Origin of the sequence: Citricoccus sp. NPDC079358, from assembly GCF_040702545.1 — a bacterium.
Lineage (GTDB): Bacteria > Actinomycetota > Actinomycetes > Actinomycetales > Micrococcaceae > Citricoccus.
Genome location: NZ_JBFBLI010000008.1, coordinates 91,783 through 117,146, shown reverse-complemented (window position 1 = coordinate 117,146; position 25,364 = coordinate 91,783). Strand labels below are relative to the sequence as shown.

24 protein-coding genes and 1 tRNA gene are annotated in these 25,364 nt (G+C 69.6%); 15 read left to right on the top strand and 10 right to left on the bottom strand.

The features are described 5' to 3' along the window. The first annotated feature begins 22 nt into the window (after positions 1-22). From AB0333_RS11495 to AB0333_RS11465, 7 genes are all read left to right on the top strand, one after another. Positions 23-853, top strand: a complete 831-nt coding sequence (locus AB0333_RS11495; protein ID WP_366218808.1) for a ribonuclease HII — start codon at positions 23-25, stop codon at positions 851-853. Then, positions 850-1,176, top strand: coding sequence for a DUF2469 domain-containing protein (locus tag AB0333_RS11490; RefSeq protein ID WP_313817270.1), 327 nt, complete (start codon positions 850-852; stop codon positions 1,174-1,176). The genes AB0333_RS11495 and AB0333_RS11490 overlap by 4 nt, the downstream gene beginning before the upstream one ends. Positions 1,177-1,294: 118 nt before the next feature. Further along, on the top strand, positions 1,295-1,699 hold the full coding sequence (locus AB0333_RS11485) for a YraN family protein (RefSeq protein WP_366218807.1): 405 nt from the start codon (positions 1,295-1,297) through the stop codon (positions 1,697-1,699). Further along, positions 1,696-3,273, top strand: a complete 1,578-nt coding sequence (locus tag AB0333_RS11480) for a YifB family Mg chelatase-like AAA ATPase (RefSeq protein WP_366218806.1) — start codon at positions 1,696-1,698, stop codon at positions 3,271-3,273. Before AB0333_RS11485 ends, AB0333_RS11480 begins: the two co-directional genes overlap by 4 nt. A 68-nt stretch (positions 3,274-3,341) precedes the next feature. Further along, entirely contained in the window at positions 3,342-4,595 is a 1,254-nt protein-coding gene (gene dprA / locus AB0333_RS11475; protein WP_366218805.1) for a DNA-processing protein DprA, read from the top strand. A 28-nt stretch (positions 4,596-4,623) separates the two neighbouring features. Further along, entirely contained in the window at positions 4,624-5,682 is a 1,059-nt protein-coding gene (locus AB0333_RS11470) for a tyrosine recombinase XerC (RefSeq protein ID WP_366218804.1), read from the top strand. 221 nt (positions 5,683-5,903) lie between these two features. Continuing rightward, entirely contained in the window at positions 5,904-6,407 is a 504-nt protein-coding gene (locus AB0333_RS11465; protein ID WP_366218803.1) for a DUF3145 domain-containing protein, read from the top strand. A 218-nt stretch (positions 6,408-6,625) separates the two neighbouring features. On the opposite strand, the gene fabF is transcribed toward AB0333_RS11465, so the two are convergent. The 6 genes from fabF to aceE all read right to left on the bottom strand — a co-directional run bounded on the left by fabF (position 6,626) and on the right by aceE (position 14,641). Next, positions 6,626-7,873, bottom strand: coding sequence for a beta-ketoacyl-ACP synthase II (gene fabF / locus AB0333_RS11460; protein ID WP_366218802.1), 1,248 nt, complete (start codon positions 7,871-7,873; stop codon positions 6,626-6,628). A 156-nt stretch (positions 7,874-8,029) separates the two neighbouring features. Further along, positions 8,030-8,275, bottom strand: coding sequence for an acyl carrier protein (locus AB0333_RS11455; RefSeq protein WP_188803109.1), 246 nt, complete (start codon positions 8,273-8,275; stop codon positions 8,030-8,032). Between the two features lie 75 nt (positions 8,276-8,350). Continuing rightward, positions 8,351-9,403 carry a beta-ketoacyl-ACP synthase III gene (locus AB0333_RS11450; protein WP_366218801.1) on the bottom strand — a complete coding sequence of 351 codons (1,053 nt, stop codon included), beginning with the start codon at positions 9,401-9,403 and terminating at the stop codon, positions 8,351-8,353. A 79-nt stretch (positions 9,404-9,482) separates the two neighbouring features. Next, entirely contained in the window at positions 9,483-10,439 is a 957-nt protein-coding gene (locus AB0333_RS11445) for an ACP S-malonyltransferase (RefSeq protein WP_366218800.1), read from the bottom strand. A 79-nt stretch (positions 10,440-10,518) separates the two neighbouring features. Beyond that, positions 10,519-11,715, bottom strand: coding sequence for a helix-turn-helix domain-containing protein (locus tag AB0333_RS11440; RefSeq protein ID WP_366218799.1), 1,197 nt, complete (start codon positions 11,713-11,715; stop codon positions 10,519-10,521). A 169-nt stretch (positions 11,716-11,884) separates the two neighbouring features. After that, positions 11,885-14,641 carry a pyruvate dehydrogenase (acetyl-transferring), homodimeric type gene (gene aceE, locus AB0333_RS11435; protein ID WP_366218798.1) on the bottom strand — a complete coding sequence of 919 codons (2,757 nt, stop codon included), beginning with the start codon at positions 14,639-14,641 and terminating at the stop codon, positions 11,885-11,887. Positions 14,642-14,941: 300 nt separating this feature from the next. Between aceE and AB0333_RS11430 the strand changes: the two genes are divergently transcribed. The 3 genes from AB0333_RS11430 to AB0333_RS11420 all read left to right on the top strand — a co-directional run bounded on the left by AB0333_RS11430 (position 14,942) and on the right by AB0333_RS11420 (position 16,028). Further along, positions 14,942-15,325: a DUF3052 domain-containing protein gene (locus AB0333_RS11430; protein ID WP_245952049.1), complete on the top strand. Its 384-nt coding sequence runs from the start codon at positions 14,942-14,944 to the stop codon at positions 15,323-15,325. A gap of 92 nt (positions 15,326-15,417) precedes the next feature. Further along, positions 15,418-15,873 carry a redoxin domain-containing protein gene (locus AB0333_RS11425; RefSeq protein ID WP_366218797.1) on the top strand — a complete coding sequence of 152 codons (456 nt, stop codon included), beginning with the start codon at positions 15,418-15,420 and terminating at the stop codon, positions 15,871-15,873. Positions 15,874-15,951: 78 nt separating this feature from the next. Beyond that, positions 15,952-16,028 (top strand) — tRNA-Val (locus AB0333_RS11420). Positions 16,029-16,098: 70 nt separating this feature from the next. Here the strand turns inward: AB0333_RS11420 and AB0333_RS11415 are convergent. After that, positions 16,099-16,800, bottom strand: coding sequence for a TetR/AcrR family transcriptional regulator (locus AB0333_RS11415; RefSeq protein ID WP_115931032.1), 702 nt, complete (start codon positions 16,798-16,800; stop codon positions 16,099-16,101). A gap of 96 nt (positions 16,801-16,896) precedes the next feature. On the opposite strand from AB0333_RS11415, the gene AB0333_RS11410 reads away from it, so the two are divergent. Together AB0333_RS11410 and AB0333_RS11405 are read left to right on the top strand one after the other, a co-directional pair. After that, on the top strand, positions 16,897-17,919 hold the full coding sequence (locus AB0333_RS11410) for a PQQ-dependent sugar dehydrogenase (RefSeq protein WP_366218796.1): 1,023 nt from the start codon (positions 16,897-16,899) through the stop codon (positions 17,917-17,919). A gap of 171 nt (positions 17,920-18,090) precedes the next feature. Next, complete coding sequence (locus tag AB0333_RS11405) at positions 18,091-18,825, top strand: SDR family oxidoreductase (protein ID WP_366218795.1); 735 nt, start codon at positions 18,091-18,093, stop codon at positions 18,823-18,825. A gap of 259 nt (positions 18,826-19,084) precedes the next feature. Here AB0333_RS11405 and AB0333_RS11400 read toward each other — a convergent pair whose 3' ends face one another. Together AB0333_RS11400 and AB0333_RS11395 are read right to left on the bottom strand one after the other, a co-directional pair. Further along, the gene (locus AB0333_RS11400; RefSeq protein WP_366218794.1) at positions 19,085-20,290 is read right to left on the bottom strand and encodes a class I SAM-dependent methyltransferase; all 1,206 of its coding nucleotides are present in this window, start codon (positions 20,288-20,290) and stop codon (positions 19,085-19,087) included. Positions 20,291-20,370: 80 nt separating this feature from the next. Continuing rightward, positions 20,371-21,237, bottom strand: a complete 867-nt coding sequence (locus AB0333_RS11395; protein WP_366218793.1) for an SDR family NAD(P)-dependent oxidoreductase — start codon at positions 21,235-21,237, stop codon at positions 20,371-20,373. Between the two features lie 275 nt (positions 21,238-21,512). Here AB0333_RS11395 and panD point away from each other — a divergent pair, with 275 nt between their 5' ends. The 3 genes from panD (at position 21,513) to gndA (ending at position 24,666) form a co-directional block, all read left to right on the top strand. Next, positions 21,513-21,929 (top strand): aspartate 1-decarboxylase, encoded by a 417-nt coding sequence (gene panD, locus AB0333_RS11390; RefSeq protein WP_366218853.1) that lies wholly within the window; start codon positions 21,513-21,515, stop codon positions 21,927-21,929. 171 nt (positions 21,930-22,100) lie between these two features. Further along, entirely contained in the window at positions 22,101-23,012 is a 912-nt protein-coding gene (ppk2, locus tag AB0333_RS11385; protein WP_366218792.1) for a polyphosphate kinase 2, read from the top strand. 175 nt (positions 23,013-23,187) lie between these two features. Further along, the gene (gene gndA / locus AB0333_RS11380; protein ID WP_366218791.1) at positions 23,188-24,666 is read left to right on the top strand and encodes an NADP-dependent phosphogluconate dehydrogenase; all 1,479 of its coding nucleotides are present in this window, start codon (positions 23,188-23,190) and stop codon (positions 24,664-24,666) included. A gap of 89 nt (positions 24,667-24,755) precedes the next feature. Here gndA and epsC read toward each other — a convergent pair whose 3' ends face one another. Continuing rightward, complete coding sequence (gene epsC, locus AB0333_RS11375) at positions 24,756-25,340, bottom strand: serine O-acetyltransferase EpsC (protein ID WP_366218790.1); 585 nt, start codon at positions 25,338-25,340, stop codon at positions 24,756-24,758. Between the last annotated feature and the right edge of the window lie 24 nt (positions 25,341-25,364).

The window sequence follows — 25,364 nt, the reverse complement described above, 5'->3', positions numbered from 1 at the left end:
GCCGAGCTGGACGTCGGCCCGCATGACCACGCGGACCGTCGTGCCCGGCCCCGACCTGTCCGTCGAGCTGTCCCTCGTCGCGGAGCGGCTGGCCCTCGCCTCACCCGCAGGTGCTGGCGACGTCGGGCGCACCGGGCGGACGGAACACACCGGGCGCCCGCTGCTGGTCGCCGGCATGGATGAGGTGGGCCGGGGTGCCCTCGCCGGTCCGGTGAGCGTGGGGGTCGTCGTCGTGGCCCTGCCCGACGACGGCCCGCAACCGGCCGTCCGTGACTCCAAGGTCCTGTCCGCCAAGCGTCGGGAGGCGCTGGTCCCCGAGATCCTCGCCTGGGGTGCCGCGGCCGCCGTCGGGCACGCGGAACCGGGGGAGATCGACCGGTACGGGATCTCCGCAGCCCTCGCCCTCGCGGGGAGGCGGGCCTGGCACCGAGTGGCGGCCGACCTGGGGCGCATCCCGGATGCGCTGGTGCTGGACGGGCGCGACAACTGGCTGCCGCGGTCCCCGCTCCAGGCGAGCATCGGCTTGGCCCCCGGCCCCGGTGCGGTGCACCTCCAGGTCAAGGCCGATGCGATGTGTGCCACCGTGGCCGCCGCCTCGATCCTGGCCAAGGTGGAACGCGACGGTCTGATGACCGGCCTGGCGGAGGCCTTTCCCGACTACGGTTGGGAGGGCAACAAGGGCTATGGGGCCGCGGTGCACCGGCAGGCCATCCTGGACCGGGGGCCGAGCCCCTACCATCGGATGAGCTGGAACCTGGGCCTGTCCCGAGGCCAGGAAGCGACCCCGGTCTGGCCCCGGAAGCCGGAACAGGGCCGGGAACAGGGCCTGCAACAGGGAGAATGGACGGCATGAGCGGCGACGAACTCGAGAACTACGAATCCGAGATGGAACTCCAGCTCTACCGGGAGTACCGCGACGTGGTCGGCCTCTTCCGGTACGTGGTGGAGACCGAACGCCGCTTCTACCTGGCCAATGCGGTGGAGGTGAAGGCCCGCGCGGAGGGCGGCGAGGTGTTCTTCGAGGTCCTGATGGAGGACGCCTGGGTGTGGGACATCTACCGCACCGCCCGCTTCGTCAAGCGGGTGCGGGTCCTCAGCTTCAAGGACGTCAACGTGGAGGAACTCCCGCAGAACGACGACCTCCAGCTGCCCCAGGACGGACCCGCCCTGCCGTAGCCGCACCACCGGCCCGGTCCTCCACAGGGCACCGGTTCGCCTCCAGCGTCCACAGTGCGCACCCGCCACGCCCCGCGCCACCCTGACAGCGACCAGGCTGGTGCGTGGAGGTGCATCAATGGAGCAATCCACCGCGGCCGGTCGACGGCCGCAGCAATCATCAGCACACACGGCACTCGGCCGCTTCGGCGAAGACGTGGCCGCCCGGTGGCTGCAGGACCAGGGCTACGAGATCGTGGACCGCAACTGGCGCTGCCCGGACGGTGAGCTGGACCTCGTGGGGATCCACCAGGGGTGGTGGGTGGCGGTAGAGGTCAAGACCCGACGGGGTCTCGGCTATGGGCACCCCTTCGAGGCCATCAACCCCCGCAAGCTCCGCCGGCTCTACCGGTTGTCGCTCCAGTGGGCGGCGGCGCACCCGGACCTGCGGCGGCTGGCCGGATGGCGGGTGGATGCCGTCTCCGTCCTGCTTCCGGCCGGCGGCGGCCTGACCGTCGAGGTGCTCAAGGACATCCGGCCATGAGTGCGGCCGCCGTCATGGGACGGACTTTAGCCGTCGCCCTCACCGGCATGCACGGCCACGTGGTGGAGGTCGAGGCGGACATCGGCCAGACGCTGCCCGGTTTCGTCCTGCTCGGCCTACCGGATCAATCGCTCCAGGAGAGCCGGGACAGGATCAAGGCCGCCGCCCGCAACTCCGGACTACCGCTGACCCGGCGGCACCTGACCGTGAACCTGGTCCCGGCGGCGCTGCACAAACGCGGGCCGGGATTCGACTTGGGGATCGTGATGGCCGCCTATGCCGCGGACCGTCAGGTGCACGGCGTCCACGGACCCGTGTTCCTGGCAGAACTGGGGCTGGACGGCCGCCTGCGTCATGCCCCCGGCATCCTGCCCTCGGTGATGGCGGCGGTCGAGTCCGGGTACCCGGATGTGGTGGTGGCCGAGGAATCGGCGGACGAGGCCTCCCTGGTGCCTGGCGCGCGGGTGCGGGGCTTCCGCTCCCTGCATGACGTGATCCGGGCCTTCGGCGGCGAGCCGGAGCCCCCCTTGGCCAGTGCGGTGGCGGAACCACCACGGGGTGCCGAGGACCGGGCCGGCTCCATCGCCCTGTCCCAGGGACGCGAACCCGATCTCTCGGAGGTGGCAGGGCAGTTTGAGGCCAGATTCGCCCTGGAGGTGGCTGCTGCCGGGGGGCATCACCTGTTGTTGGAGGGCAGCCCGGGGGCGGGCAAGACCATGCTGGCCGAACGGCTCCCCGGCATCCTGCCACCGCTGGACGACCAGACGGCCCTGGAGGTGACCGCGGTCCGCTCACTGACCGGACGGCCCCAGGACGCGGCCCGGCTGATCCGCAGGGCCCCGTTCCAGGCACCCCACCATTCCGCGTCCATGGCGGCCCTGGTGGGCGGCGGTTCAGGGATCGCCCGGCCCGGGGCCGCGTCCCTGGCACATGGCGGGGTGCTGTTCCTCGACGAGGCACCCGAGTTCGACCGGCGGGTCCTGGATGCCCTGCGCCAGCCGCTGGAGTCCGGGGCCATCACCCTCCACCGGTCCTCCGGGGCGGTGCGCTATCCCTCCCGCTTCCAACTGGTACTCGCGGCGAACCCCTGCCCGTGCGGTTGGGGCGGCGGACGCGGCAGCAAGTGCCGGTGTACGTCCCTGCAACGGCGGCGCTACACGGCCAAGCTGTCCGGCCCCCTGCTGGACCGGGTGGATATCCAGGTGGCGGTGCCGGCGGTGGACGCCACGGCCCTGGTCTCCGGTGCCGGGGGAGAGGACTCGGCCACGGTGCGGGACCGCATCCTGCCGGCCGTCCAGCGGCAGGCCGAGCGGCTGCGGCCCTTCGGCCTGTCCCGCAACGCCCACCTCCCGGCGGCCGTCCTGCGGGAGGGGCCGCTGGCCATCGGGCCTGGGGCGCGTGCCGGAGCCGACGCGGCCCTGGACCGGACCGAGCTCACCGCCCGGGGCCATGCCCGCGTCATGCGCCTGGCCTGGACCATGGCGGACCTGCGGGGCGCGGACCGACCGGCGGCGGAGGACGTGGATGCGGCCCTGTATCTGCGGCGCCGCAGCGATGGGGAGGACGCCGCATGAGGGGCCATCAGGGAGACAGTGGCAGAGACAGAGACAGAGACGGAGACAGAGATGGGGGCGGCACCGAGATGACGGGAGAGGACAGGCGCGGCACCACGATGCCGGCGGGGGCCACCGACGAGTTGCGTGTGGCCCGGGCGGCGCTGACCCGGTTGCTCGAGCCCGGGTCGGTCCTGGGCGCCACCGCGGTCCGGGTCTGGGGTGCCTCGCGGGCGGTCCAGATTCTCACGGGGAGGGACACCCCGGGGGTCGATGAGCGGCAGGATCTGAGGCTCGCCCTTGCTTCGGAAGGTGTGACGCTGACCGAGCGGACCTGGACCACGTCCTTGGCCGGGTGGGCGGCCCGTGCCTCGAGCCTTGCCCCCGAACGCGACCTGGCCTCGCTGGGACGACTGGGCGGCGGGTTGTTGATTCCAGAGGATCCCGAGTGGCCCAGCGGGGCGGACGACTTGGGGCCGGCCGCCCCCGTGGCCTTGTGGTTCCGTGGTGCAGGGTCCCTTCCCTGCGGGAGTTCCACGCTGGCCGTGGTGGGGAGCCGTGACGCCACGGGCTATGGGCAGTCGGTGACGAGGACCCTCGCGGGCGGGCTGGCCGCCAGGGGACTGACGGTGATGTCCGGCGGGGCCTACGGCATCGATGCCATGGCCCACCGGGCGGCGCTGGCCTCGGGGACGGGCACCCCGCCGACGGTGGCGGTCATGGCCGGCGGCCTGGACCGCTACTACCCGGCCGGCAATGAGGACCTGCTGCGCGAGGTGGTGGCGCAGGGGCTGCTGCTGTCCGAGTTGCCACCGGGCGCCAGCCCCACACGTCATCGGTTCTTGCAACGCAACCGCGTCATCGCGGCCCTGTCCGCCGCCGTGCTGGTGGTGGAGGCGCGGTGGCGTTCCGGGGCGCAGAACACCGCCGGTCACGCCTTGGGCTTGGGCCGGGAGGTCGGGGTGGTCCCCGGGCCGGTGACCTCCCCGCAGTCCGCCGGGTGCCACCGGTTGCTGCGGGAATCCCCCGCAGTCGTGGTCAGTGACGTGGAGGAGGCCCTGGCCTTGATGCCGGGTGGTGGATCGGACGCGGCGCGGCCTGACGCTGGCACGCCGACCTCCGCACGGCCCCACGATCACCTCACGGTGGAAGAGCTGTTGGTCTATGAGGCACTGCCCCTGCGCAACGTCGCCCCGGTGGACAAACTCTGCGCCGTGGCCGGGTTGGGCCCCGGCACGGTCATGAGCACGCTGAAGAAGCTCCAGCGCCAGTCGCTGGCCGAGCAACGGGAGTCCGGCTGGCGGCGCACCCCTGCCCCGGGAACGGGAGTCGTAGCACCCTGAAGGTCCGGCACGGTGGCAGAGTGGGACCATGCCATCCTCCACTGCACCGCCTGCCCCGGATGCCGGAACGCCGCCCCGGCTGGCGGCCCGGGATCGTGCCTGGGTCGAGGGTTTCGCCGACCACCTGATGCACGAACGCAACCGCTCGGATCAGACGGTGCGCGCCTATCTCTCGGACGTGGAGGGCCTCGTCACCGAGGTGGCCGGACACGAGCAGCTGGTCCCCGTGGAGGGAGCCTGGCCGGAGGTCCTGGGCGGACTCGACCTGGCGGACCTGCGCGGCTGGTTGGGCCGGCTGTCCGCAGCCGGGCGCTCGCGGTCCACGCTCGCCCGGAAGACGGCCTCCGTACGGGTCTTCATGGCCTGGGCCGTGCGGGAGGGACACCTCGAACAGGATCCATCGCTCCGGCTGAGCTCGCCGAAGCGCAGCAGCACGCTGCCTGATGCACTCAGTGCCGCCCAGGCGGGACGGTTGTTGGACACGGCCGGGTCGCCCGCGCCGGAGGACGCCCGGAAACGGGCCGTGGCCCTGCGGGACGCGGCCCTGCTGGAGGTGCTGTATGCGACCGGACTGCGCGTCTCTGAACTGGTGGGGCTGGACCGTCGGGACGTGGACCATGAACGCCGCACTCTGGTGGTCACCGGCAAGGGTGGCAAGCAGCGGACGGTGCCCTTCGGCGCACCTGCGGCGACCGCGCTCGAACGCTGGCTCGATCACGGTCGGCGGGTCCTGGTGCCGGGCGGCCCCACTGAACAGCATCCGACCTCCACTTCGTCCTCAGCACCAGGCTCAGCCGCTGATCCTGCCCGGGACGCCCTGTTCCTGGGGGTCCGGGGCGGACGCCTGGGTGTGCGCCAGGTCCGCGAGGTCGTCAACCGGGCTCTGGCCGGACTCGGGGACACCGCCGCCCGTGGTCCCCACGTGCTGCGTCACACGGCCGCCACTCATCTGCTCGATGGCGGCGCGGATCTGAGGAGTGTGCAGGAACTACTCGGCCACTCCTCCCTGCAGACCACGCAGCTCTACACCCACATCTCGGTCGAGCGGCTGCGCGAGGGGTACCGCCAGGCGCATCCGCGGGCCTGATGGGGTGTCGATCTTGGCTCTGGCGGCACTTGTGGGGCACAATGGTCCCGGAAGCACACCCGTGTCATTCCTTCGACTGACCTCGGAGCTTCCAGTACCAGCATCTGTAACTGAACATCTCGAGGCATCTGGCGCAGGTCGCTGCCTCCCGGGAACCCTTGTGGTTCACCCGCCTGTGGGGTCGTTGGGGAAGACGTACCGCACAGCACTGGGAGGAACGTATGTCTGAAACCATGGTCCGTGGAATTGTGTACATCCACTCGGCCCCGGCCGCGCTATGCCCACACATCGAGTGGGCGGTGGGCTCGGTCCTCGGTGCCCAGGACCAGCTCGAGTGGACGGCGCAGCCGGCATCCCAGGGTGCCTATCGAGCCGAGATCGTCTGGACCGCAACCCAGGGTTCGGGCGCCCGGCTGGCCTCCGCCCTGCGTGGGTGGGCCCACTTGCGGTACGAGATCACTGAAGAGGCCTCCGCTGGAGCGGACGGCAGCCGGTGGTCCCACACTCCCGAACTGGGCATCTTCCATGCCACCACTGACGTCACGGGCAACATCATGGTGTCCGAGGACCGCATCCGTTACGCGTACGAACAGGGCAGCGGTGACCCCTCGGCCGTCTTCCACGAGCTCAGTCTGGCCCTGGGCGAGGCCTGGGACGAGGAGCTTGAACCCTTCCGCCAGGCGGCCGAGGGAGCCCCCGTGCGCTGGTTGCACCAGGTCGGCTAGGGACCTTCACCACAACCACAGCCACAGCCACAGCCACAGCCACAGCCAGGCTTCCATAGCCGCCGCCTGAGCTGTCGACGCGACGACGCTTCTGAGCCGCAGTCTTCCTCCCAGAACGGCAGAACCCGCCAGGTGATCCTGGCGGGTTCTGCCGTTAAGGCGTTCAGGCCGTGAAGGGGTGCGGGGTGCTGCCCCGGCGTCAGACGCTCCGGAACAGGTTAGATGCTCCGGAACAGGGAGACGGCGTTGTGGCCGCCGAACCCGAAGGAGTTGTTGACCGCCACGCGGGCGCCCTGGGGCAGCTCACGGGGCTGACCGGTGACCACGTTCAGTGGGATCTCCGGGTCCTGGTTCTCGAGGTTGATGGTCACCGGGGCCTGGCCGTGGTGAACGGCCAGCACCGAGAGCACGGACTCGATGGCACCGGAGGCGCCGAGGAGGTGCCCGGTCTGGCTCTTGGTGGCGGACACGGCCACGTCGTCCAGGTGGCCGCCGAAGACCGACTTCATGGCCAGGTACTCCGGGCGGTCGCCGACCGGGGTGGAGGTGGCGTGGGCGTTGACGTGGCTGACGTCCGTGGGCGCGGCACCGGCCGATTCCAGGGCCATCGTCAGGGCGCGGGAGGCGCCGAGTCCCTCGGCCTCGGGGGCGGTGATGTGATAGGAGTCGGAGGTGACGCCCGTTCCGGCCAGTTCGGCGTAGATGCGTGCTCCGCGGGCCTTGGCGTGCTCCTCGGACTCGATGACCAGGGCTCCGGCTCCCTCGCCGAGGACGAAGCCGTCGCGGTCCTTGTCATAGGGGCGGGAGGCGCGCTCGGGCTCGTCGTTGCGCCGGGACAGGGCCTGCATGGAGGCGAAGGCGGCGATCGGCAGCGGGTGAATGGCGGCTTCCGCACCGCCGCAGACCACCACGTCCGCCTTGCCGGAGCGGATGAGCTCCAGACCGATGTCGAGGGACTCGGTGCCAGAGGCGCAGGCGGAGACCATGGTCCGGGCGCCAGCACGGGCACCCAGGGCCAGGCTGATGGCCGCGGCCGGGCCGTTCGGCATGAGCATGGGCACGGTCATGGGCAGCACGCGGCGCGGGCCCTTGTTCCGCAGGGTGTCCCAGCCGTCGAGCAAGGTCCACACACCGCCGATACCGGTGCCGAAGGACACGGCGAAGCGATCAGGGTCCACGGAACCCTCCGCATCGAGTCCGGCGTCGGCCCAGGCCTCCCGGGCGGCCACCATCCCGAACTGGGTGCTGGGGTCCATCCGCTTCATCTCCACCTTGGAGAGCGTCTCCGCCGCCGGAGTGGACACCTGGGCGGCGAAGGTCACGGGCAACTCGTACTCGGCGACCCATTCCTGCTCCAGCGGGCGGGCACCCGAAGTTCCGGCGAGGGCGTTCTGCCACAGGGTCGGGACGTCACCGCCGATGGGTGTCGTGGCACCGAGCCCGGTGATCACGGCTGTGCGGTTCATGTATCTACCTTTGGTCTACCGGGTCGGTGGACCCGAACGAGTGGTTTGAGTGGGGCTGGGACCAGCCCTGAACCGGGGGAGGGGCCGGCCGGCGTCGGGACAATCCTGCTGTCCGCCGGCCGGTTCCCTCACCGGTCGCTGTGGTCCAACGGCGGGTCAGCCCTGGGCGTTGGCGATGAACTCGACGGCGTCGTTCACGGTCTTGAGGTTCTTGACTTCCTCATCCGGGATCTTGACGTCGAACTTCTCCTCGGCGTTGACCACGATGGTCATCATCGAGATCGAATCGATGTCCAGGTCATCGGTGAAGGACTTGTCCAGCTGGACCTCTTCGGACTCCAGGCCGGTCTCTTCGTTGACGATCTCGGCGAGGCCGGCGAGGATCTCTTCCTTGTTTGCCATGGTGGCTCCTTCGGTGTGGATGGTGATGGTTGATCCAACGTCGGTTGACGTGGAGGTCAGGTCAGGGGGAGCGGCTCAGGGGAGCCGGACCACCTGGGCGCCGTAGACCAGCCCGGCGCCGAAACCAATCTGGAGGGCCAGGCCCCCGCTGAGGGAGGGGTCCTCCTGCAGGACCCGGTGCATGGCCAGGGGGATGGAGGCGGCAGAGGTGTTGCCGGTCTCCTTGATGTCCCGGCCGATGGTCACCGTGTCCGGGATCTTCAGCTGCTTGGCCAGCTCGTCGATGATCCGCTCGTTGGCCTGGTGCGGCAGGAAGGCTGCCAGGTCCTCGGCGCGGACACCGGCCTTGTCGAGGGCCTCCTGGGCCACCTTGGCCATGGACCACACGGCCCAGCGGAACACGCTCGGCCCGTCCTGGTGCAGCGTCGGCCAGAGCCTGGACTCCGGGTCGGTCAAAGCGGAGGTGTCCCCCGTCCTCCGAGCGGTCTCCGCTGCATCACGCAGGTCGAGGATCGAGCGGGTCATGCTCACGGTCTCCCAGCGCTCACCATCGGACCCCCAGACGCTCGGGGCGATCCCGGTGTCCTCGGACGCGCCCACCACCACGGCGCCGGCGCCGTCACCGAGGATGAAGGAGATCGAACGGTCCGTCTCGTCGATGAAGTCCGAGAGCTTCTCGGCACCGACCACGAGCACGTGGTGGGCCATGCCGGACCGCACCAGGGCATCGGCCTGGGCCACGCCATAGCAGTAGCCGGCGCAGGCGGCGGAGATGTCGAAGGCCGGCGCCGGGGTGGCACCGATGTTGTGGGCCAGTGCGGCGGCGGCCGAGGGGGTCGCGTAGGGGGAGGTGACGGTGGAGACGATGACGGCGTCGATGTCCGCCCCGGTGAGCCCGGCCTTCTCGATGGCCTCCTGGGCCGCCTGGGTGGTGAGGTCGAGCAGGGACAGGTCGCGGTCCGCCCGGCGGCGGGTGACGATGCCGGTGCGCTTCTGGATCCACTCGTCCGAGGAGTCGATCGGCCCGGCGATGTCCTCATTGGTCACCACCAGGTTGCCGCGTGCGGCGCCCACGGAGAGGATGCGGCTGCCGGCAACGGGCTCGTACTGCTTCAGGGTGGTGGTCATGGTGTCCTCGGGGTTCTCGGGTGCAGTCTGGGTGGGTGTGGCGCGGACCTCGGGAGGTCCCTGTGCGCCCGGCGTCCGGTCAGCCGGCCGTGCCGGTGGTGGAGACGGCGGCGGCCATGCCGTGCTCGGCGGTGAAGTCCCGGGCGGCGTCCAGGTCCGCAGGGGACTTCACCGCCAGGGTGGGTGTCCCCTTCAGAGCGCGCTTGGCCAGCCCGGTGAGGGTGCCGCCCGGCAGCAGTTCCAGGATGCCGGTCACGCCGGAGTCCCTGAGGGTGTCCATGCAGAGGTCCCAGCGGACCGGACGGGTCACCTGGTCCACGAGCTGTTCCACGAACCGGCGTCCGGTCTCCACCGCAAGCCCGTCACGGTTGGACAGCAGGGGGACGGCAGGGTCCCGGGGGGCCAGTCCGTCCGCGTAGGAGGTCAGGGCCGGGACGGCCGGCGCCATGTACGGGGTGTGGAAGGCGCCGGCGACCTTGAGGGCGATGACGCGGGCCTTGGCCGGCGGATTCTCGGCCAGGGCGGCCAGCGCGGCAGCCGAACCGGCGGCCACGGTCTGGCCCCCGCCGTTGACATTGGCCGGTACAAGTCCCTGGGTCTCGAGGGCGGCCAGAACCTCGTCCGGGTCGCCACCGAGGACGGCGGACATCCCGGTCGGTTCGGCCGCGGCGGCCTGGGCCATGCCCGTGGCGCGGATGCGGACGAACTCCAAGGCCTCGTCCGCGGGGAGGACACCGGCCAGGACGGCCGCGGTGATCTCACCCACGGAGTGACCCGCCGCGATCCATCCGGCAGCGGGGACGGAGTCCAAGTCCAGGGCCCGGGCAGCCAGCAGGCCGGCGGCCACGATGAGGGGCTGTGCCACGGCAGTGTCCTTGATCGTGGCCTCATCCGACACGGTGCCGTGGGCGGTCAGGTCGACCCCGGTGGCGGTGGACCACTCGGCGAGCAGGCCGGCCATGCCGTCCAGCTCGAGCCATGGTGTGAGGAACCCGGGGGTCTGGGAGCCCTGTCCGGGGCACACGATCGCAAGCATGTCCTTAACTGTGTCAAAACCGTGACCGGGTTCCGGGGCGGTGGGGACACCAAGCTCCGAGCAGTGTTTTGGAGGATTCCTACAAGTTGGTTCCGGGGGCGGGGGGCAGGCGACCGACGACCAGGGCGGTCTGCAGGACGTAGGCGTCCCGCGGGGACAGGGGATCCCAGCCGGTGATCTCGCTGACCCGCCGGAGCCGGTAGCGGACGGTGTTGGCGTGGATGAACAGCTCCCGGGCGGTGCCCTCGAGGGAATGGCCCAGCTCGCAGTAGGCGTCCACCGTCTCCAACAGGGAATTACCGGCTGCCTGGAGGGGTGTGAAGACGCGCTGGACCAGCACGTCGATGGCGGCCTGGTCGCCGTGCAGGGCACGCTCGGGAAGCAGGTCCTGGGCATGGGCGGGCCGGGGTGCGCGGGGCCAGGCGGCGGCGGCGGCCAGTCCGGCGAGGGCCTCCCGGGCGCTGCGGTGGGCATCCACCAGGCTGTCGGAGAGGGGGCCGTAGACGACCGGGCCGTCACCGAACCAGGCTGTCAGGGCGAGTGCGGCCTGGCTGGGATCGGTGACGCCGCCGACCACGAGGACGATCCGTTCGGACTGGACGCCCACCAGCAGGTCGTGGCCGGCGCGGACCGCGGTGCGCCGTGCCCCGGCCAGTCGGGTGGGCAGGTCGGCAGCGGGGGTCGGCCCGGCCATCACCATGATTCCCTTGTCGCCGTTCCAGCCGGCGGCCGTGGCCCGGGACAGGATCTCGTCCGGTGCCTCACCGCGCAGCACGGCGTCCAGTAGGACCGCCTCGTTCCGGCTGTCCCAGGCGCCGCGGGTCTCGGCGGCACGGGCATAGACATCGGCCAGGGCGAAGGCGATCTCCCGCGAGTACCGCAGCACGGCCTCGCGCACCAGGATCTGGTCCCGGTCCTGCACGATCCCCGGCACCTGGGCCTCCACCACGTCCACGACCGTGCGGATCAGCTGGAGGGCCCGCTGCAGGCTGATGGAGCGGGTCAGCTCGGTGGGGGCCCCACCGAAGACCTCCCCGAGGACGGTGCTGATCGAGGTGGTGGGACGTTCGAACCAGGACAGAAACCCAGTGAGCCCGCGCTGGGCGATGAGCCCGAGGGAGGAGCGCTCGTCCGGCGTCAGCTTGCGGTACCACGGCAGCGTGGAGTCCAGACGCTGGAGCGTCGCGGTGTTGAGCATGCCCAGATGGGCCCGCAGCCGGCGCAGGGACTCTTCGGAGACCTTGCGCGGCGGTGGGGTGCTGCGCGCGTCGGACATGCAGTCGAGCATAGGCCCCGGAGGGGGCGTCGTGACGCGCGTGACACGGGTGCATTGTGGGAAACCCACAAGGACGACGACGGCCGGTGAGGTGCGCTGTGCACCTCACCGGCCGTCGTCGGGATCCGGGCGAGCCCGGACAGGGATCACTGGGCCCCTGGGGAGGAGGTCAGGAATCGCCGCCGGCGTTGCCGGTGGTGCCGGCGTTGACGTCGTCGATCCGGTACGTGCGGTAGGCCTCGGCCGCGGTGCCCGCGTCGACCATGCCGTCCTTCTCCAGCATCTGCAGCGCCTTCACGACCATCGAGTGGGTGTCGATGAGGAAGTAGCGGCGGGCTGCGGCGCGGGTGTCCGCGAATCCGAACTCGTCCGCACCCAGGGTGGCGAAGTCGTTCGGGACGAAGGGGCGGATCTGGTCCGGGACCAGGGTGGCGTAGTCCGTGGTGGCCACCACGGGACCCTCCGTCTCGGCCAGCTTCTGCGTGATGTAGGGAACGCGGGCCTTGCCCTCCGCGCTTTCCAGCGCCTCACGCTCGGCGGCCACGGCGTCACGGCGCAGCTCGTTCCAGCTGGTCACGGACCACACATCGGCGGCCACGTTCCAGTCCTGGGCGAGAATCTTGGCCGCGTCGATGACCCACGGCACGGACACGCCGGAGCCCATGAGCTGGACCTTCGGTCCGGTGACGTCGGCGCCGGCCTGGCTGTAGCGGTAGATGCCCTTGAGCAGCCCCTCCACGTCCAGGTCCTCCGGCTCGTTCGGGTGGATGATCGGCTCGTTGTACACGGTGAGGTAGTACATGACGTTGCGGACCTCGTCCCCGCGGTCGTGCTCGCCGTACATGTCCTCCAGGCCCTGGCGGACGATGTGCGCGATCTCGAAGGAGAACGCCGGATCGTAGTGCTTCACCGCGGGGTTGGTGCCGGCCAGGATCGGCGAGTGGCCGTCCATGTGCTGGGTGCCCTCGCCGGCCAAGGTGGTGCGTCCGGCGGTGGCGCCGATGACGAAACCGCGGGCCAGCTGGTCACCGGCGGCCCAGAAGGCGTCGCCGGTGCGCTGGAAGCCGAACATCGAGTAGAAGATGTACACGGGGATCATCAGCTCGCCGTGCGTGGAGTACGACGTGCCCACGGCGGTCATCGCCGAGGTGGCGCCGGCCTCGTTGATGCCCACGTGGAACAGCTGGCCGGACGTGGACTCCTTGTAGGACAGCATCAGATCCCGGTCCACGGACAGGTAGTTCTGGCCCTTGGGGTTGTAGATCTTCGCCGTGGGGAAGAACGAGTCCATGCCGAAGGTGCGGGCCTCGTCCGGGATGATCGGCACGATGCGGTTGCCGATGTTCTTGTCCCGCATCAGGTCCTTGAGCAGGCGCACGAAGGCCATGGTGGTGGCGGCCTGTTGCTTGCCGGTGCCCTTGCGGGCGTGCTTGTAGGTGGCCTCCGGCGGCATCGGGATCTTGTCGTAGTCCGTGCGGCGTTCGGGCAGGAACCCGCCCAGTTTTTGGCGCCGCTCCATCATGTACTTGATCTCCGGCGCATCCGCGCCCGGGTGGTAGTACGGCACGTTGTACGGATCGGCTTCGATCTGCTCGTCCGTGATGGGGATGCGGTGGCGGTCGCGGAACAGCTTGACGTCCTCGACCGTGAGCTTCTTCATCTGGTGCGTCGAGTTCTTGCCCTCGAAGTGCGGACCCAGCCCGTAGCCCTTGATGGTCTGCGCCAGGATGACGGTCGGCTTGCCCTTGTACTCCATGGCGGCCTGGTAAGCGGCGTAGACCTTGTTGTAGTCGTGTCCGCCGCGCTTGAGGCCCCAGATCTCGTCGTCCGTCATGTCGGCGACCATCTCCTTGGTCACCGAGGAGCGGCCGAAGAAGTGGTCGCGGACGAATCCGCCGGACTCCGCCTTGTAGGTCTGGTAGTCGCCGTCGAGGGTCTCGTTCATGATGCGGACGAGCTCGCCCTCGTCGTCCTGGTCCAGCAGCTGGTCCCATTCGCGGCCCCAGAGGACCTTGATGACGTTCCAGCCGGCGCCGCGGAAGTAGGCCTCCAACTCCTGGACGATCTTGCCGTTGCCGCGGACCGGGCCGTCGAGGCGCTGCAGGTTGCAGTTGACCACGAAGTTCAGGTTGTCGAGCTTGTCATTGGCGGCGATGTGGAGGGCGCCGCGTGATTCCGGCTCATCCATCTCGCCGTCCCCGAGGAAGGCCCAGACCTGCTGGTCGGAGGTGTCCTTGATCCCGCGGTTGTGCAGGTAGCGGTTGAACTGCGCCTGGTGGATCGCGTTGATCGGGCCGAGTCCCATGGACACGGTGGGGAACTGCCAGAAGTCCTTCAGCATGCGCGGGTGCGGGTAGGACGGCAGTGCCTTGGGCGCCTTGGACTTCTCCTGGCGGAATCCGTCGAGCTCCTCCTCGGTCAGCCGTCCCTCGAGGAAGGCCCGGGCGTAGTTGCCGGGAGAGGAGTGCCCCTGGAAGAAGACCTGGTCGCCACCGCCAGGGTGGTCCTGGCCGCGGAAGAAGTGGTTCAGTCCCACTTCGTAGATGGTGGCCAGGCCGGCGTAAGAGGAGATGTGGCCGCCGACTCCGACGCCCTCGCGCTGGGCGCGCTGGACGATCATGGCGGCGTTCCACCGCAAGTAGTTGCGATAGCGGCGCTCGAGCTCCTCGTCTCCGGGGTACTCGGGCTCCTGGTCCACGGGGATCGTGTTGACGTAGTCCGTGGTCGTGACCATCGGTACGCCGACCGACTTGGTGCCAGCCCGCTGCAGGAGTTGGCGCATGATGTATTCCGCGCGCTCCGTGCCCCGCTCTTCCACGAGTCCGTCGAAGGACTCGATCCACTCGGCCGTCTCCTGGGGGTCCTTGTCTGACATCTGGTTGGTCAGTCCGCTCAGGATGTGGGAGCTCTCTTCAGCTGCGCTCACGGCAACCTCTCTGTCGGCGGATGGTCTCCGCTGGTCTGGTGGGCCCGCGGTCCACACCGGGATCGTCCGGCTGGATGGTCAGTGGCGAGTCCTCTGGTTCCACCCAAGACTGTATAACCTGACGGGCCTCGGATGCAGGCTTGCGTACCCCGCATGGCCCGTGGTGCCCGCGAGGACGTAATCTGGTGAGATGATGCCCACATGGGTACCACGCGACAGTCAAGGAGAGATGTGAACCAGCCAGACTCCGCCCCCGCCGTAGGGCGTACTGCGGAGACCAGTGAGGGACCGGCCGCGAAGATGGGCCTTTCCGAAGGCAAACTGGTCCAGGAACTCGGTTTTGACGAGGACATCGACTTCGATTTCCGGAACACGCTCGAGGACGAGCTCGGTAGCGAGCTGCTGACCGAGGAGGATCAGGAGCCGGTCGATGCCGTCCTGTTGTGGTGGCGGGAGGCGGACGGAGACGTCGACGACCTGGCCGATGCCCTCATGGACTCGCAAACCACGTTGGACACCGGTGGGGCGCTGTGGTTGCTCACCCCGCGCAACGGCCGTGACGGCCACGTGCCGCCGGCGGACATCGCCGAGGCGGCACCGACGGCCGGCCTGCACGTCACCACCACCGCCGGGGTCTCTGCGGACTGGTCTGCCACCCGACTGGTGGGCAAGCGCAACCTGTGACCGGTCCGGCGGGGCTGCGTCAGGTTCCAGCAGCTCCAGCGGAGCCGCCGGCCCTTCGGGACCAGTACGGCCAGCTCTGGTCGTGGCCCCCGGTGGCGCCGCCGTCTCCGGACGCGCTCGGCGCCGGTCACGGGGCCCCGCACGACGGCGGCTCCGTGCCCACCCGCTGCTGGCTGTTCTTCCTGCCCGGGGCCTTCACCCCCGTATGCACCGCCGAGCTCGGCTGGGTCGACGAGCTGGCCGAGCGGCTGGCGCCGGCCGGCGTCGGGCTCCGGGTGGTGTCCTGCGATTCCGCCGCCGTGCTGCGCAAGGCCGCGGACGAGACCGGGATCCGCACCCCGCTGCTGTCCGACTTCTGGCCCCACGGGGCCGCGGCCCGCGCGGTCGGTGCGTTCAATGAGGCCACCGGCCGGGCTCGGCGCAGCAGTGTCCTGATGGACGCCGTCGGCACGGTTCGGGCCCGCATCCACGCCGCGGCCGGGGACGAGCGCAGGCTTCAGGACCACCTGGACGCCCTTCCGGGGGAGTGGTCCACCGGCTCGCGATGACGTCGCCGAGTGAGCCGCTGACGTGCTGCTGAGGTAGCATGGAGCGGTCCGGTGGCGGTCCGTCCGCACCGGAGGTTGGGGCCTATAGCTCAGTTGGTTAGAGCACTTCGTTTACACCGAAGGGGTCGGGGGTTCGAGTCCCTCTGGGCCCACCATTGATGACGGACTATGATCTCGATGCCGTTGGGCGTCCGAGTCTGATCGCAGATGGTCCACGCGCGGGATCTATCGACCCAGAGGTGGGTTGCCGAGCCGGTCGAGGAGCTCGACGAGCAGTGCCTGTTCCCCGGCGGTCAGCAGCCCGTCGGTCTTCCCGAGGGTGGCCTTGAGCGCCGTGGCGTGCTGCGGGTACTCGGAAGCGCTGGGTGGCGCGTCGCCTGTGACCGCACCGAGGACGGCCTCGCGTAGCCTGACGGGCAGCTCGGGGTCACGTTCGTCGGGTGCCGTCCCGATGAGGTGGTATGTGAGGCCGCTACCCGCGGAGTGGATCATCGCGGCAGCGGACTCCACGGTGACCGCCAGGCGGCCCGCAGCGGCGATCCGCTCGACGAGCAGGTGCAGCCGGTCCGCCGAGCGCTGGGCCGCGGCCGACGTCTCGCCCGGGATTCGCCGGTCGTACATGAGCAGGTAGTGGGCCGGGTGGGTGAGGCCGAACTCGACGTGGAGGTCCCAGCCGTTGCGCAGGTCCTGCACCGGGTCGTCGGTGAGGCCGATGTCGTGCTTCTGGGCGAGGTACGTCTCGAACCCGTTCGCCGCAACCGCCTCTAGCAGGCCGTTCATGTCCGTGAACTGCCGGTAAATAGCCGGCGGTTGGACCCCGGCCGCGTGGCTCACGGCACGCGTGGTGACGCCGTCGCGCCCTTGGTCCTCGAGCAGGCGTGCCGCCGCGTCGAGGATCCGTTGCCGGGTACTGGTCGGCTCGTTCATATATCAACGATAACGCAGAACTGGTATCAATGGTTGCGTAGTGGTGATAACCGCATTAGTGTTACCGGTGATAACGCATCCACGAAGGGGCATCCAGTGTTCAACGCAACCCACGCGGCCGTGGTGGCTGCGGCCGCCATGGCGACCATGGCAGTGCTCGTGACCGCAGGATGCAGAGGGCCGGCGCCCTCCCCGAGTGGAGAGGTACGTACGCCGGACCCGCCGGGCGCTGCCGTGCCGGCGTCGGAACCGGGCGAGCTGACGGAGCTCACGACCGGGCTGGAGGCCCCGTGGGGGCTGACCTTCCTGCCCGATGGTTCGGCTCTGCTGACCGAGCGGCTGACCGCCCGGATATTGCGTGTGCCCGCCGACGGTGGGCCAGCCGAGGAGGTCGGCGTGGTCCCCGACGTGGAGACCAGCTCGGAAGGTGGCCTGCTCGGCCTGGTCGCCTCACCGGACTTCGCGACCGACCGCACGGTGTTCGCCTACGCCTCCGGATCGCCGACCAACCGGGTGATCGCACTGGAGATCGGGCACGACTTCGACTCACTGACCGTTGCGCGGGTACTGCTCGACGGCATCGAGACCGCGGACCGGCACCACGGAGGCCGGCTGCGGATCGGGCCGGACGGGAACCTGTGGATCGGCACCGGGGATGCGTTCCTCCCCGAGAACGCCGCGGACGACGGGTCCCTCAACGGCAAGATACTGCGGATTGCGCTCGACGGCTCGACACCGGAGGCCAACCCATCCGGGACTGCCGTCTACTCCTCGGGCCACCGCAACGTCCAGGGCATCACCTTCGGTCCGGATGGGACGATGTACGCCTCTGAGCTTGGACACCGCACCTGGGATGAGGTCAACGTGCTGCGTCCCGGCGCCGACTACGGCTGGCCGGAGACCGAGGGTGTTGCCGGCGACACCGGGGAGCCACCGCTGTTCACCGTCCACCCCGACGACGCGTCGCCGTCCGGTATCGCCTACGCGGAGGGATCACTCTGGATGGGCGCCCTGGGCGGGCAGCGCCTGTGGCAGCTGCCGGTGGACGGCCCCGACGCGACCGGGGCCCGATCGAGCACTACACCGGCGAGTACGGCCGCATCCGGACCGTCGAGGTAGCGCCCGACGGAGCGCTCTGGCTCGTCACCTCCAACACCGACGGCGCGACCTGGGGCGGTACGGAGGCCCGGCCCGGTGACGACCGGATCCTCCGGCTCGAGGTCGACCCGGCCTGAACGTGACCCATCACTACCGCACACCCATCACCTGCACATACTCGAGGAGCACACCATGAGAAGCACACCACGAGTCGCCGTCGTCACCGGCGGATCGCGCGGTATCGGCCGGGCCGTCACGCGCCGGCTGACCGCCGCTGGGTTTGACGTCGCCATTATCTACAACGCAGATCAGGACGAGGCGGCGGCCACGGTCAGCGAAGTCGAGGCCGCGGGCCGCACCGGGCTGGCCATCAGGGCGGACATCGCCGACGCGCCAGCCGTGCGCCGGGCCTTCGAGGCAGTCAAGGACCGGTTCGACGGCGTCGACGTAGTGATCAACTCCGCGGGAATCATGCCGCTCGCACCGATAGCGACGCTCGACCTGGACGACCTGGACCGCGTCCTGCGCACCAACGTCCGTGGGGCGTTCGTCGTGGCCCAGCAGGCGGCCCAGAGCGTGCGTGACGGCGGCGCCGTCGTCCTGTTCTCGACCACCGTGACCCGCACCCATCTGCCGAACTACGGCGCCTACGCCGCCACCAAGGCCGCGGTCGAAGGGCTGGTCCCGATCCTGGCCAAGGAGCTCGCCGGCCGGGATATCACCGTCAACGCAGTCGCGCCCGGCCCTACTGCGACCGACCTGTTCTTCGAGGGCAAGCCCCAAGAGGCGGTCGATCGCATCGCGGGCGCCAACCCGATGGGCCGGCTTGGCACGCCCGAGGACATCGCCGAGGTCGTCGCGACGATCGCCGGACCTGCCCGATGGATCAACGGGCAGACGATCTTCGCCAACGGCGGTCTCGCATGAGTGCCGTCCAGATCACCGGCGCCTTCGGAGGTGACCATGGCTGGTTGGATCGGGGCCGGTGGAGCGCTGTTGTTCGTGGCGGTGTTCCTCCTCCTGGAAGATCGCCTTCGGCATGGTGGCCCTCGGGCTGATCCGAACCATGGTGGCCTTCGGGGTGGCGTGGGAGAACGACTCGCCGCGGACACGTCTCGTCCAGCGGGCGTTCCTTGTCCCCGGGATGCTCTGGACGGCGGGGGTGATCAGTCTGTAGGCAGACGGCTCACCCGAGCGGGGGACTGCTCGGCCGCTTCGTGCGAAGTCGCCACAGCGAGGCGACTTCCCGCGAGCGGGCGGCGTGGAGGAGATCAGCGCGGTCGGCGGCTCGCTGATGGCGGGGTGCAGTGTCAAGCCGATCGATCACTTCAAGCCCCGCCTGGTCAATGGCGTCCAGCAGCAGCTGTCGACTGCGTAGCCCGAGGAGCTCGGCCAGATCCGAGAGGACCAACCAGCCCTCGCCGTCATCCGTGAGGTGGCGCGGTAGTCCGGCCAGAAACTGCAGCAGCATGGTGCTGCCGGGGTCGTACACGGCCGCGTCGAGTGTGGTCGCAGCGCTGCCGGGCAACCATGGGGGGTTGCAGACGATGAGGGGCGCCCGACCTTCCGGGAACATGCTGGTCAACTGAGCTTCGGCCGCGTCTTGGAGTCCCAACCGAGCGAAGTTCTCGTTCGCACAGTCCACCGCACGCTGATGGATGTCCGTCCCCACCACCTGCTTCACGCCACGGTTCACGAGCACGGCGGCCAGTAGTCCCGTGCCGGTGCCCACATCGAACGCGAGGTCCGGGTTGCTCAACGGTGCCTGGGCCACCAAATCGACATACTCGTGGCGGGTGGGCAGGAACGTGCCGTAGTGAGGATGGATCCTCCCGTTCACGGCGGGGATGTCGATGCCGGTCAGATACCACTGGTAGGCGCTCTGGATGCCGGTCAGCTCCTGCAGACTCACCACAGCGTGGCCCGCACCGAAGCCTGGTTCCTGCGCGTAGGCGAATTCGACCGCGGGACCGACCTGAGGGGCGCGGGGCAGAGGCACCGTGGCCGCCCCGCCCGGTGCGTCGAACGCGAGTGGCACCAGCATCAAGGACATCATCCTCGAGCGTTGGGCGCGGGCTTGGCGCAGGCGATAGAAGGCATCCGCGTCGCCGATGACAGGCTGTGCGGCCGCCCCGCTTCTGCCCTTGGCCAGGCGTCGATCAATGGCGCTGAGGATCTGTTTCGCGTTGTAGAAGTCGCCCAGCCACAGCATGGCGGTGCCCTGGGCCGCATACTTCACGGCCTGGACGGTGGTGAGCCGGTCATCGACAGCGACCAGTTTCTTGGGGGCCGGCCGGCCGTTGGCAGACCACCACCTGGCGGATGCCGTCACCCCGGCTTGGTCCCAGGTCAGCGACGGACTGTCAGCAATCGGTTCTGGAATGATCGTCATCAACCTCGTTCGGTAGCGGCACGTCACCTGTTGGCAACCGCGCAGGAACTGACCGACCACGGCATGGGGCGTTCCGTAGTCTACCGAGATGGCCGGCCATGGATCTGCTGGTCGGCCATTCCGAGGTCGGTGCCGGTCGCCCGTACCCCGAGGTCCCAGATCGCCTCTGCCGCAGTGTCGTCGCGAGCCAGTGCTGAGGCCTGTTGCGGTTCGGGCTTGCCTCGCCTCTGGCGGAAGCCGTCGGGCCCGAGGTAGGTGAGCGGCGGCAGACCGGTCACGGCGGCCTCCAGGACTGGCAGGCATCCCTCTGCTGCCGATTGGCCGATCATGCGGCAGGCGCCGCTGACCGCACGGTCGAGGACGGGCACGCCGGTGGCGTTCTGGAGGTTGGTGACGGCCCAGCCTGGGTGAGCAAGCTGGACGCCCACCGTAGTGGGCTGGGCAGCCAGCCGCTCATGGAGGGCCCGGGCCCAGAGCATGTCGCAGAGCTTGGACTGCGCATAGGCCGCCGCGATGCTCCAGCGGCGGTGCCGGAAGTGCGGGTCCGCGGCATCGACCCGGCCGCTGTGATGCGCCCCCGACCCGACGATGACCACCCGCCCACGAAGGTGTCCGGAGATCAGGTTGGTCAAGGCGAAGGGCCCCAGGAAGTTGGTGCCGAGGATCATCTCGAAACCGTCGGTGGTCTCGCGGCGGCGCGGAGTGACGGTGCCGGCGTTGTTGACCAAGACGTCGATGGGCTCGTCCAGGCCGGCCGCGAAAGCCCTGACGGAATCCAGATCGGCCAGATCCATCCGGCCCACCAGCACGTCGGCCCCGAGGCGACGCAGGTCCTCCGACACGGCCTGCCCGCGCTCTGCATCCCGGGCCGGGATCACCAGCCGAGCCCCCGCCCGGGCGGCCGCGCGGGCCACCTCCAGGCCGATGCCGTGGGTCGCACCGGTCACTAGCCACGTGCGCGCCGATTGGTCCGGCAATTCCAAACCGGTTGGGACGGAGGGAAATCCTGAGCGATCGGTGGGGCTATCGGTGGGGCGAGAACGGGCCATGGTGACACGGTACCGGTGGCCTGGGAGAGCGTCCGGAAGCCGGGAACCCTGGCTGTGACCGCGACGAGCAGGTTAGTATAGGGGGTTGCTTCCGGAATATGGGAAGCACCTTGACCGTTGAAGAAGGCGCTACGGGAAGTCCAGCCATCTGAAGGGATGCACGCCACATGGCCATGACCCGCACCATGTTCAAGTCCAAGGTCCACCGGGCCACCGTCACCCACGCCGACCTGCACTACGTCGGCTCCGTGACGGTGGACCAAGATCTGCTCGATGCCGCGGACATCCTCCCCGGCGAGCTCGTGGCCATCGTGGACGTGACCAATGGGGCACGGCTGGAGACCTACACCATCGCCGGTGAACGCGGTTCCGGTGTCCTCGGCATCAACGGCGCCGCAGCGCATCTGGTGGACGTGGGGGACACGGTCATCCTCATCACCTACGCGCAGATGGAATCCGCCGAGGCGCGGTCCTTCGTGCCGACCGTCGTCCATGTGGACGCGGACAACCGGATCGTGGACCTCGGGACCGACCCGTCCGAGGCCTTGGCCGAGGACCTGCAGCGTCCTCCCTATGCCGTGGCCTTCTGACCCCTGAGCACAGACGTACCGACGGCCGGCCGCAGCACGCGGCCGGCCGTCGTCGTTCCCGGGACTGTTCACGGCCTGTTCACCGGGGGACCGGCACCAGAGGTCGTGATCCGTCACGCGTCCGTCCGATGATGGAGAATGAAGGCTCAGCCCGGCGTAGAAGGAGACCACATGCTGTTGACCCCTGATGCTCCGCGGGAGAACCTGCGCGAGTTCATCGACAAGCTACGCAACGGCGGGTACACGGTCTCCGACGGGCACACCCCGGACCCGGACCTGATCGACCCCCAGGGGCGGGCCGTGGAGACCTGGCAGGAGGACTATCCCTACGAGACGCGGCTGTCCCGTGAGGAGTACGAGCTCGAGAAGTACAAGCTGCAGATCGAGCTGCTGAAGCTGCAGTACTGGGGCGAGGACACGGACCAGCGGCACATCATCGTCTTCGAGGGCCGGGATGCCGCGGGCAAGGGTGGCACCATCAAGCGTTTCACCGAGCACCTGAACCCGCGCACCGCCCGGGTGGTGGCGCTGAACAAGCCCTCGGATCGCGAGCAGGGCCAGTGGTACTTCCAGCGGTACATCAACCATTTCCCCACCGAGGGGGAGATCGTGCTCTTCGACCGCTCCTGGTACAACCGTGCCGGGGTGGAGCGGGTCATGGGATTCAGCTCGGACGAGCAGTACACCACGTTCATGAACCAGGTGCCGCTGTTCGAGAAGATGCTCGTGGATGACGGGATCCACCTGACCAAGTTCTGGTTCTCCGTGACCCAGTCCGAACAGCGCACGCGCTTCGCCATCCGCCAGATCGACCCGGTGCGCCAGTGGAAGCTGTCCCCGATGGACCTGGAGTCGCTGGACCGCTGGGAGGACTACACGGCCGCCAAGGAGGCCATGTTCCTCCACACGGACACCGACCACGCGCCGTGGACCACCATCCGGTCCAATGACAAGAAGCGGGCCCGGCTCAACGCCATGCGGTACTTCCTGACCCAGTTCGAATACGACGGCAAGGACCACGAGGTCATCGGCACTCCGGACCCGTTGATCGTCCGCCGCGGACGCGACGCCGTCGGGGACTGATCCGCGGCCGTCCGGCCCTGCGCCGATCGCGAGCCGTGGTGAGCCGGCTCGGCCACGGATCGGCCAGGGGTGGGGCGCGCGACCGCGTAGGCTGGAGCACGGTCGCACCGCCCCTTCAGGGGCGGCGGCCCATCCCCTGTTGGTAGCAGCACCGAGCGTGCTGGGAAGGAATGGCATGAAGGCTGACATCGGCGTCACGGGACTAGCGGTCATGGGGGCCAACCTGGCCCGGAACTTCGCGCGGAACGGGTACACCGTGGCCCTGCACAACCGCAGCCGAGCCCGGACCGATGCGCTCGTGGCCGAGCACGGCGGCGAGGGCTCCTTCATCCCCACCGAGACCCTGGCCGAACTGGTCGAGAACCTGGCCGTGCCGCGCCGTGTGCTGATCATGGTCAAGGCCGGCCAGCCCGTGGACGACGTCATCGACCAGCTGGTGCCGATGCTGGCGCCCGGGGACATCGTCATCGACGCCGGCAACTCCCACTACGAGGACACCCGCCGGCGCGAGGCCGCCCTGGCCGCGCAGGACCTGCACTTCGTCGGCATCGGCGTGTCCGGCGGTGAGGAGGGCGCGCTCAACGGCCCGGCGATCATGCCCGGTGGGCCGAAGGAGTCCTACGAGGCACTCGGCCCCCTGCTGGAGGACATCTCCGCCCACTACGACGGCGATCCGTGCTGCGCCTGGATCGGCACCGACGGGGCCGGCCATTTCGTCAAGATGGTCCACAACGGCATCGAGTACGCGGACATGCAGGTCATCGGCGAGGCCTATGACCTGTTGCGCTCCGTGGGCGGGATCGAGCCCGCTGACCAGGCCGGGATCTTCCGCTCGTGGAACTCCACCGATCTGGCGTCCTACCTGATCGAGATCACGGCCGAGGTCCTCGGGCACGTGGACGCCGAGACCGGCAAGCCCCTCGTGGACGTGATCGTGGACCAGGCCGGTCAGAAGGGCACCGGCCGCTGGACCGCCATCTCCGGGCTGGACCTCGGCTCGCCCATCGGGGCGATCGCCGAGTCCGTCTTCGCCCGGTCACTGTCCAGCCAGCCCGAGATCCGCACCACCGCCCAGCAGCTGCTGGCCGCGGGGACCGACCCGGTCACCGCCCCGCAGGAAGAGGACCGTGAGGCCTTCGTGGAGGACGTGCGCCTGGCGCTGTACGCCTCCAAACTCGTGTCCTACGCCCAGGGCCTGGACATGCTGACCGCCGCCGCCGCCGAATACGGCTGGTCGCTGGACCTGGGCACCATCGCCTCGCTCTGGCGGGACGGCTGCATCATCCGCGCCGACCTGCTCGACGTCATCATGACGGCGTTCGGCGGCCGGGACACCACCCGCCACCCGGAACCCGGCACCACCGCCGAGGGGCAGCCGTCCAACCTGCTGTTCGCCCCGGAGTTCCGGGACGCCATCGCCGCGGCGCTGCCCGCCTGGCGCCGTGTGGTGGCCACCGCCGTGGCCGCCGGTGTGCCCGTGCCGGTGTTCTCGTCGGCGCTGTCCTACTACGACGGCCTGCGCCGCGACCGCCTGCCCGCGGCCCTCACCCAGGGTCTGCGCGACTACTTCGGCGCACACACCTACCGCCGCACCGACCGTGAGGGCACCTTCCACACGCTGTGGTCCGGGGACCGCAGCGAAGTCCAGGCCTAAGGGCCCAGAGAACGACGCCGGCCGGCACCTTCCGCGGAAGGTTCCGGCCGGCGTCGTACCCGGGTGTGGTGCTCTCGGTGCTGCGCCGGTCAGATCCACATGGCGGGGTCCACGTACTCCGCCGGGTCCACGGCCGGCTGCTGTTCCCTGGGGGAACGGTGCCGGAAGGTCGCGGGGATGCCGGTGGCGATCGAGTCTGCCGGGGTGTCCTTGACCACTACCGCGTTCGCGCCGACCGAGGAGCCCTGACCGATCTCCACCGGGCCCAGGATCTTCGCCCCGGCCCCGACCACCACGCCGTCATGCAGGGTGGGATGGCGCTTGACCTGTTCCAGGGAGCGTCCGCCGAGGGTGACCCCGTGGTAGAGCATCACGTCGTCGCCGATCTCCGCCGTCTCACCGATGACCACGCCCATGCCGTGGTCGATGAAGAAGCGGCGGCCGATCGTCGCCCCGGGGTGGATCTCGATGCCCGTCAGGGTCCGGGCGGCTTGGGAGAGCACCCGTGCCGGCGTCTTGAGCTTCTCGTGCTGCCACATCTGGTGCGTCAGCCGATGGGCCCAGATGGCGTGCAGACCTGAGTAGACGACGGCGACCTCCAGGTTTCCCCGCGCCGCCGGGTCATGGGACCGGGCATTGGCGATGTCTTCCTTCAGTCGGGACAGGAAACCCACTGGTGGCCTTTCGATCGGGTGGCT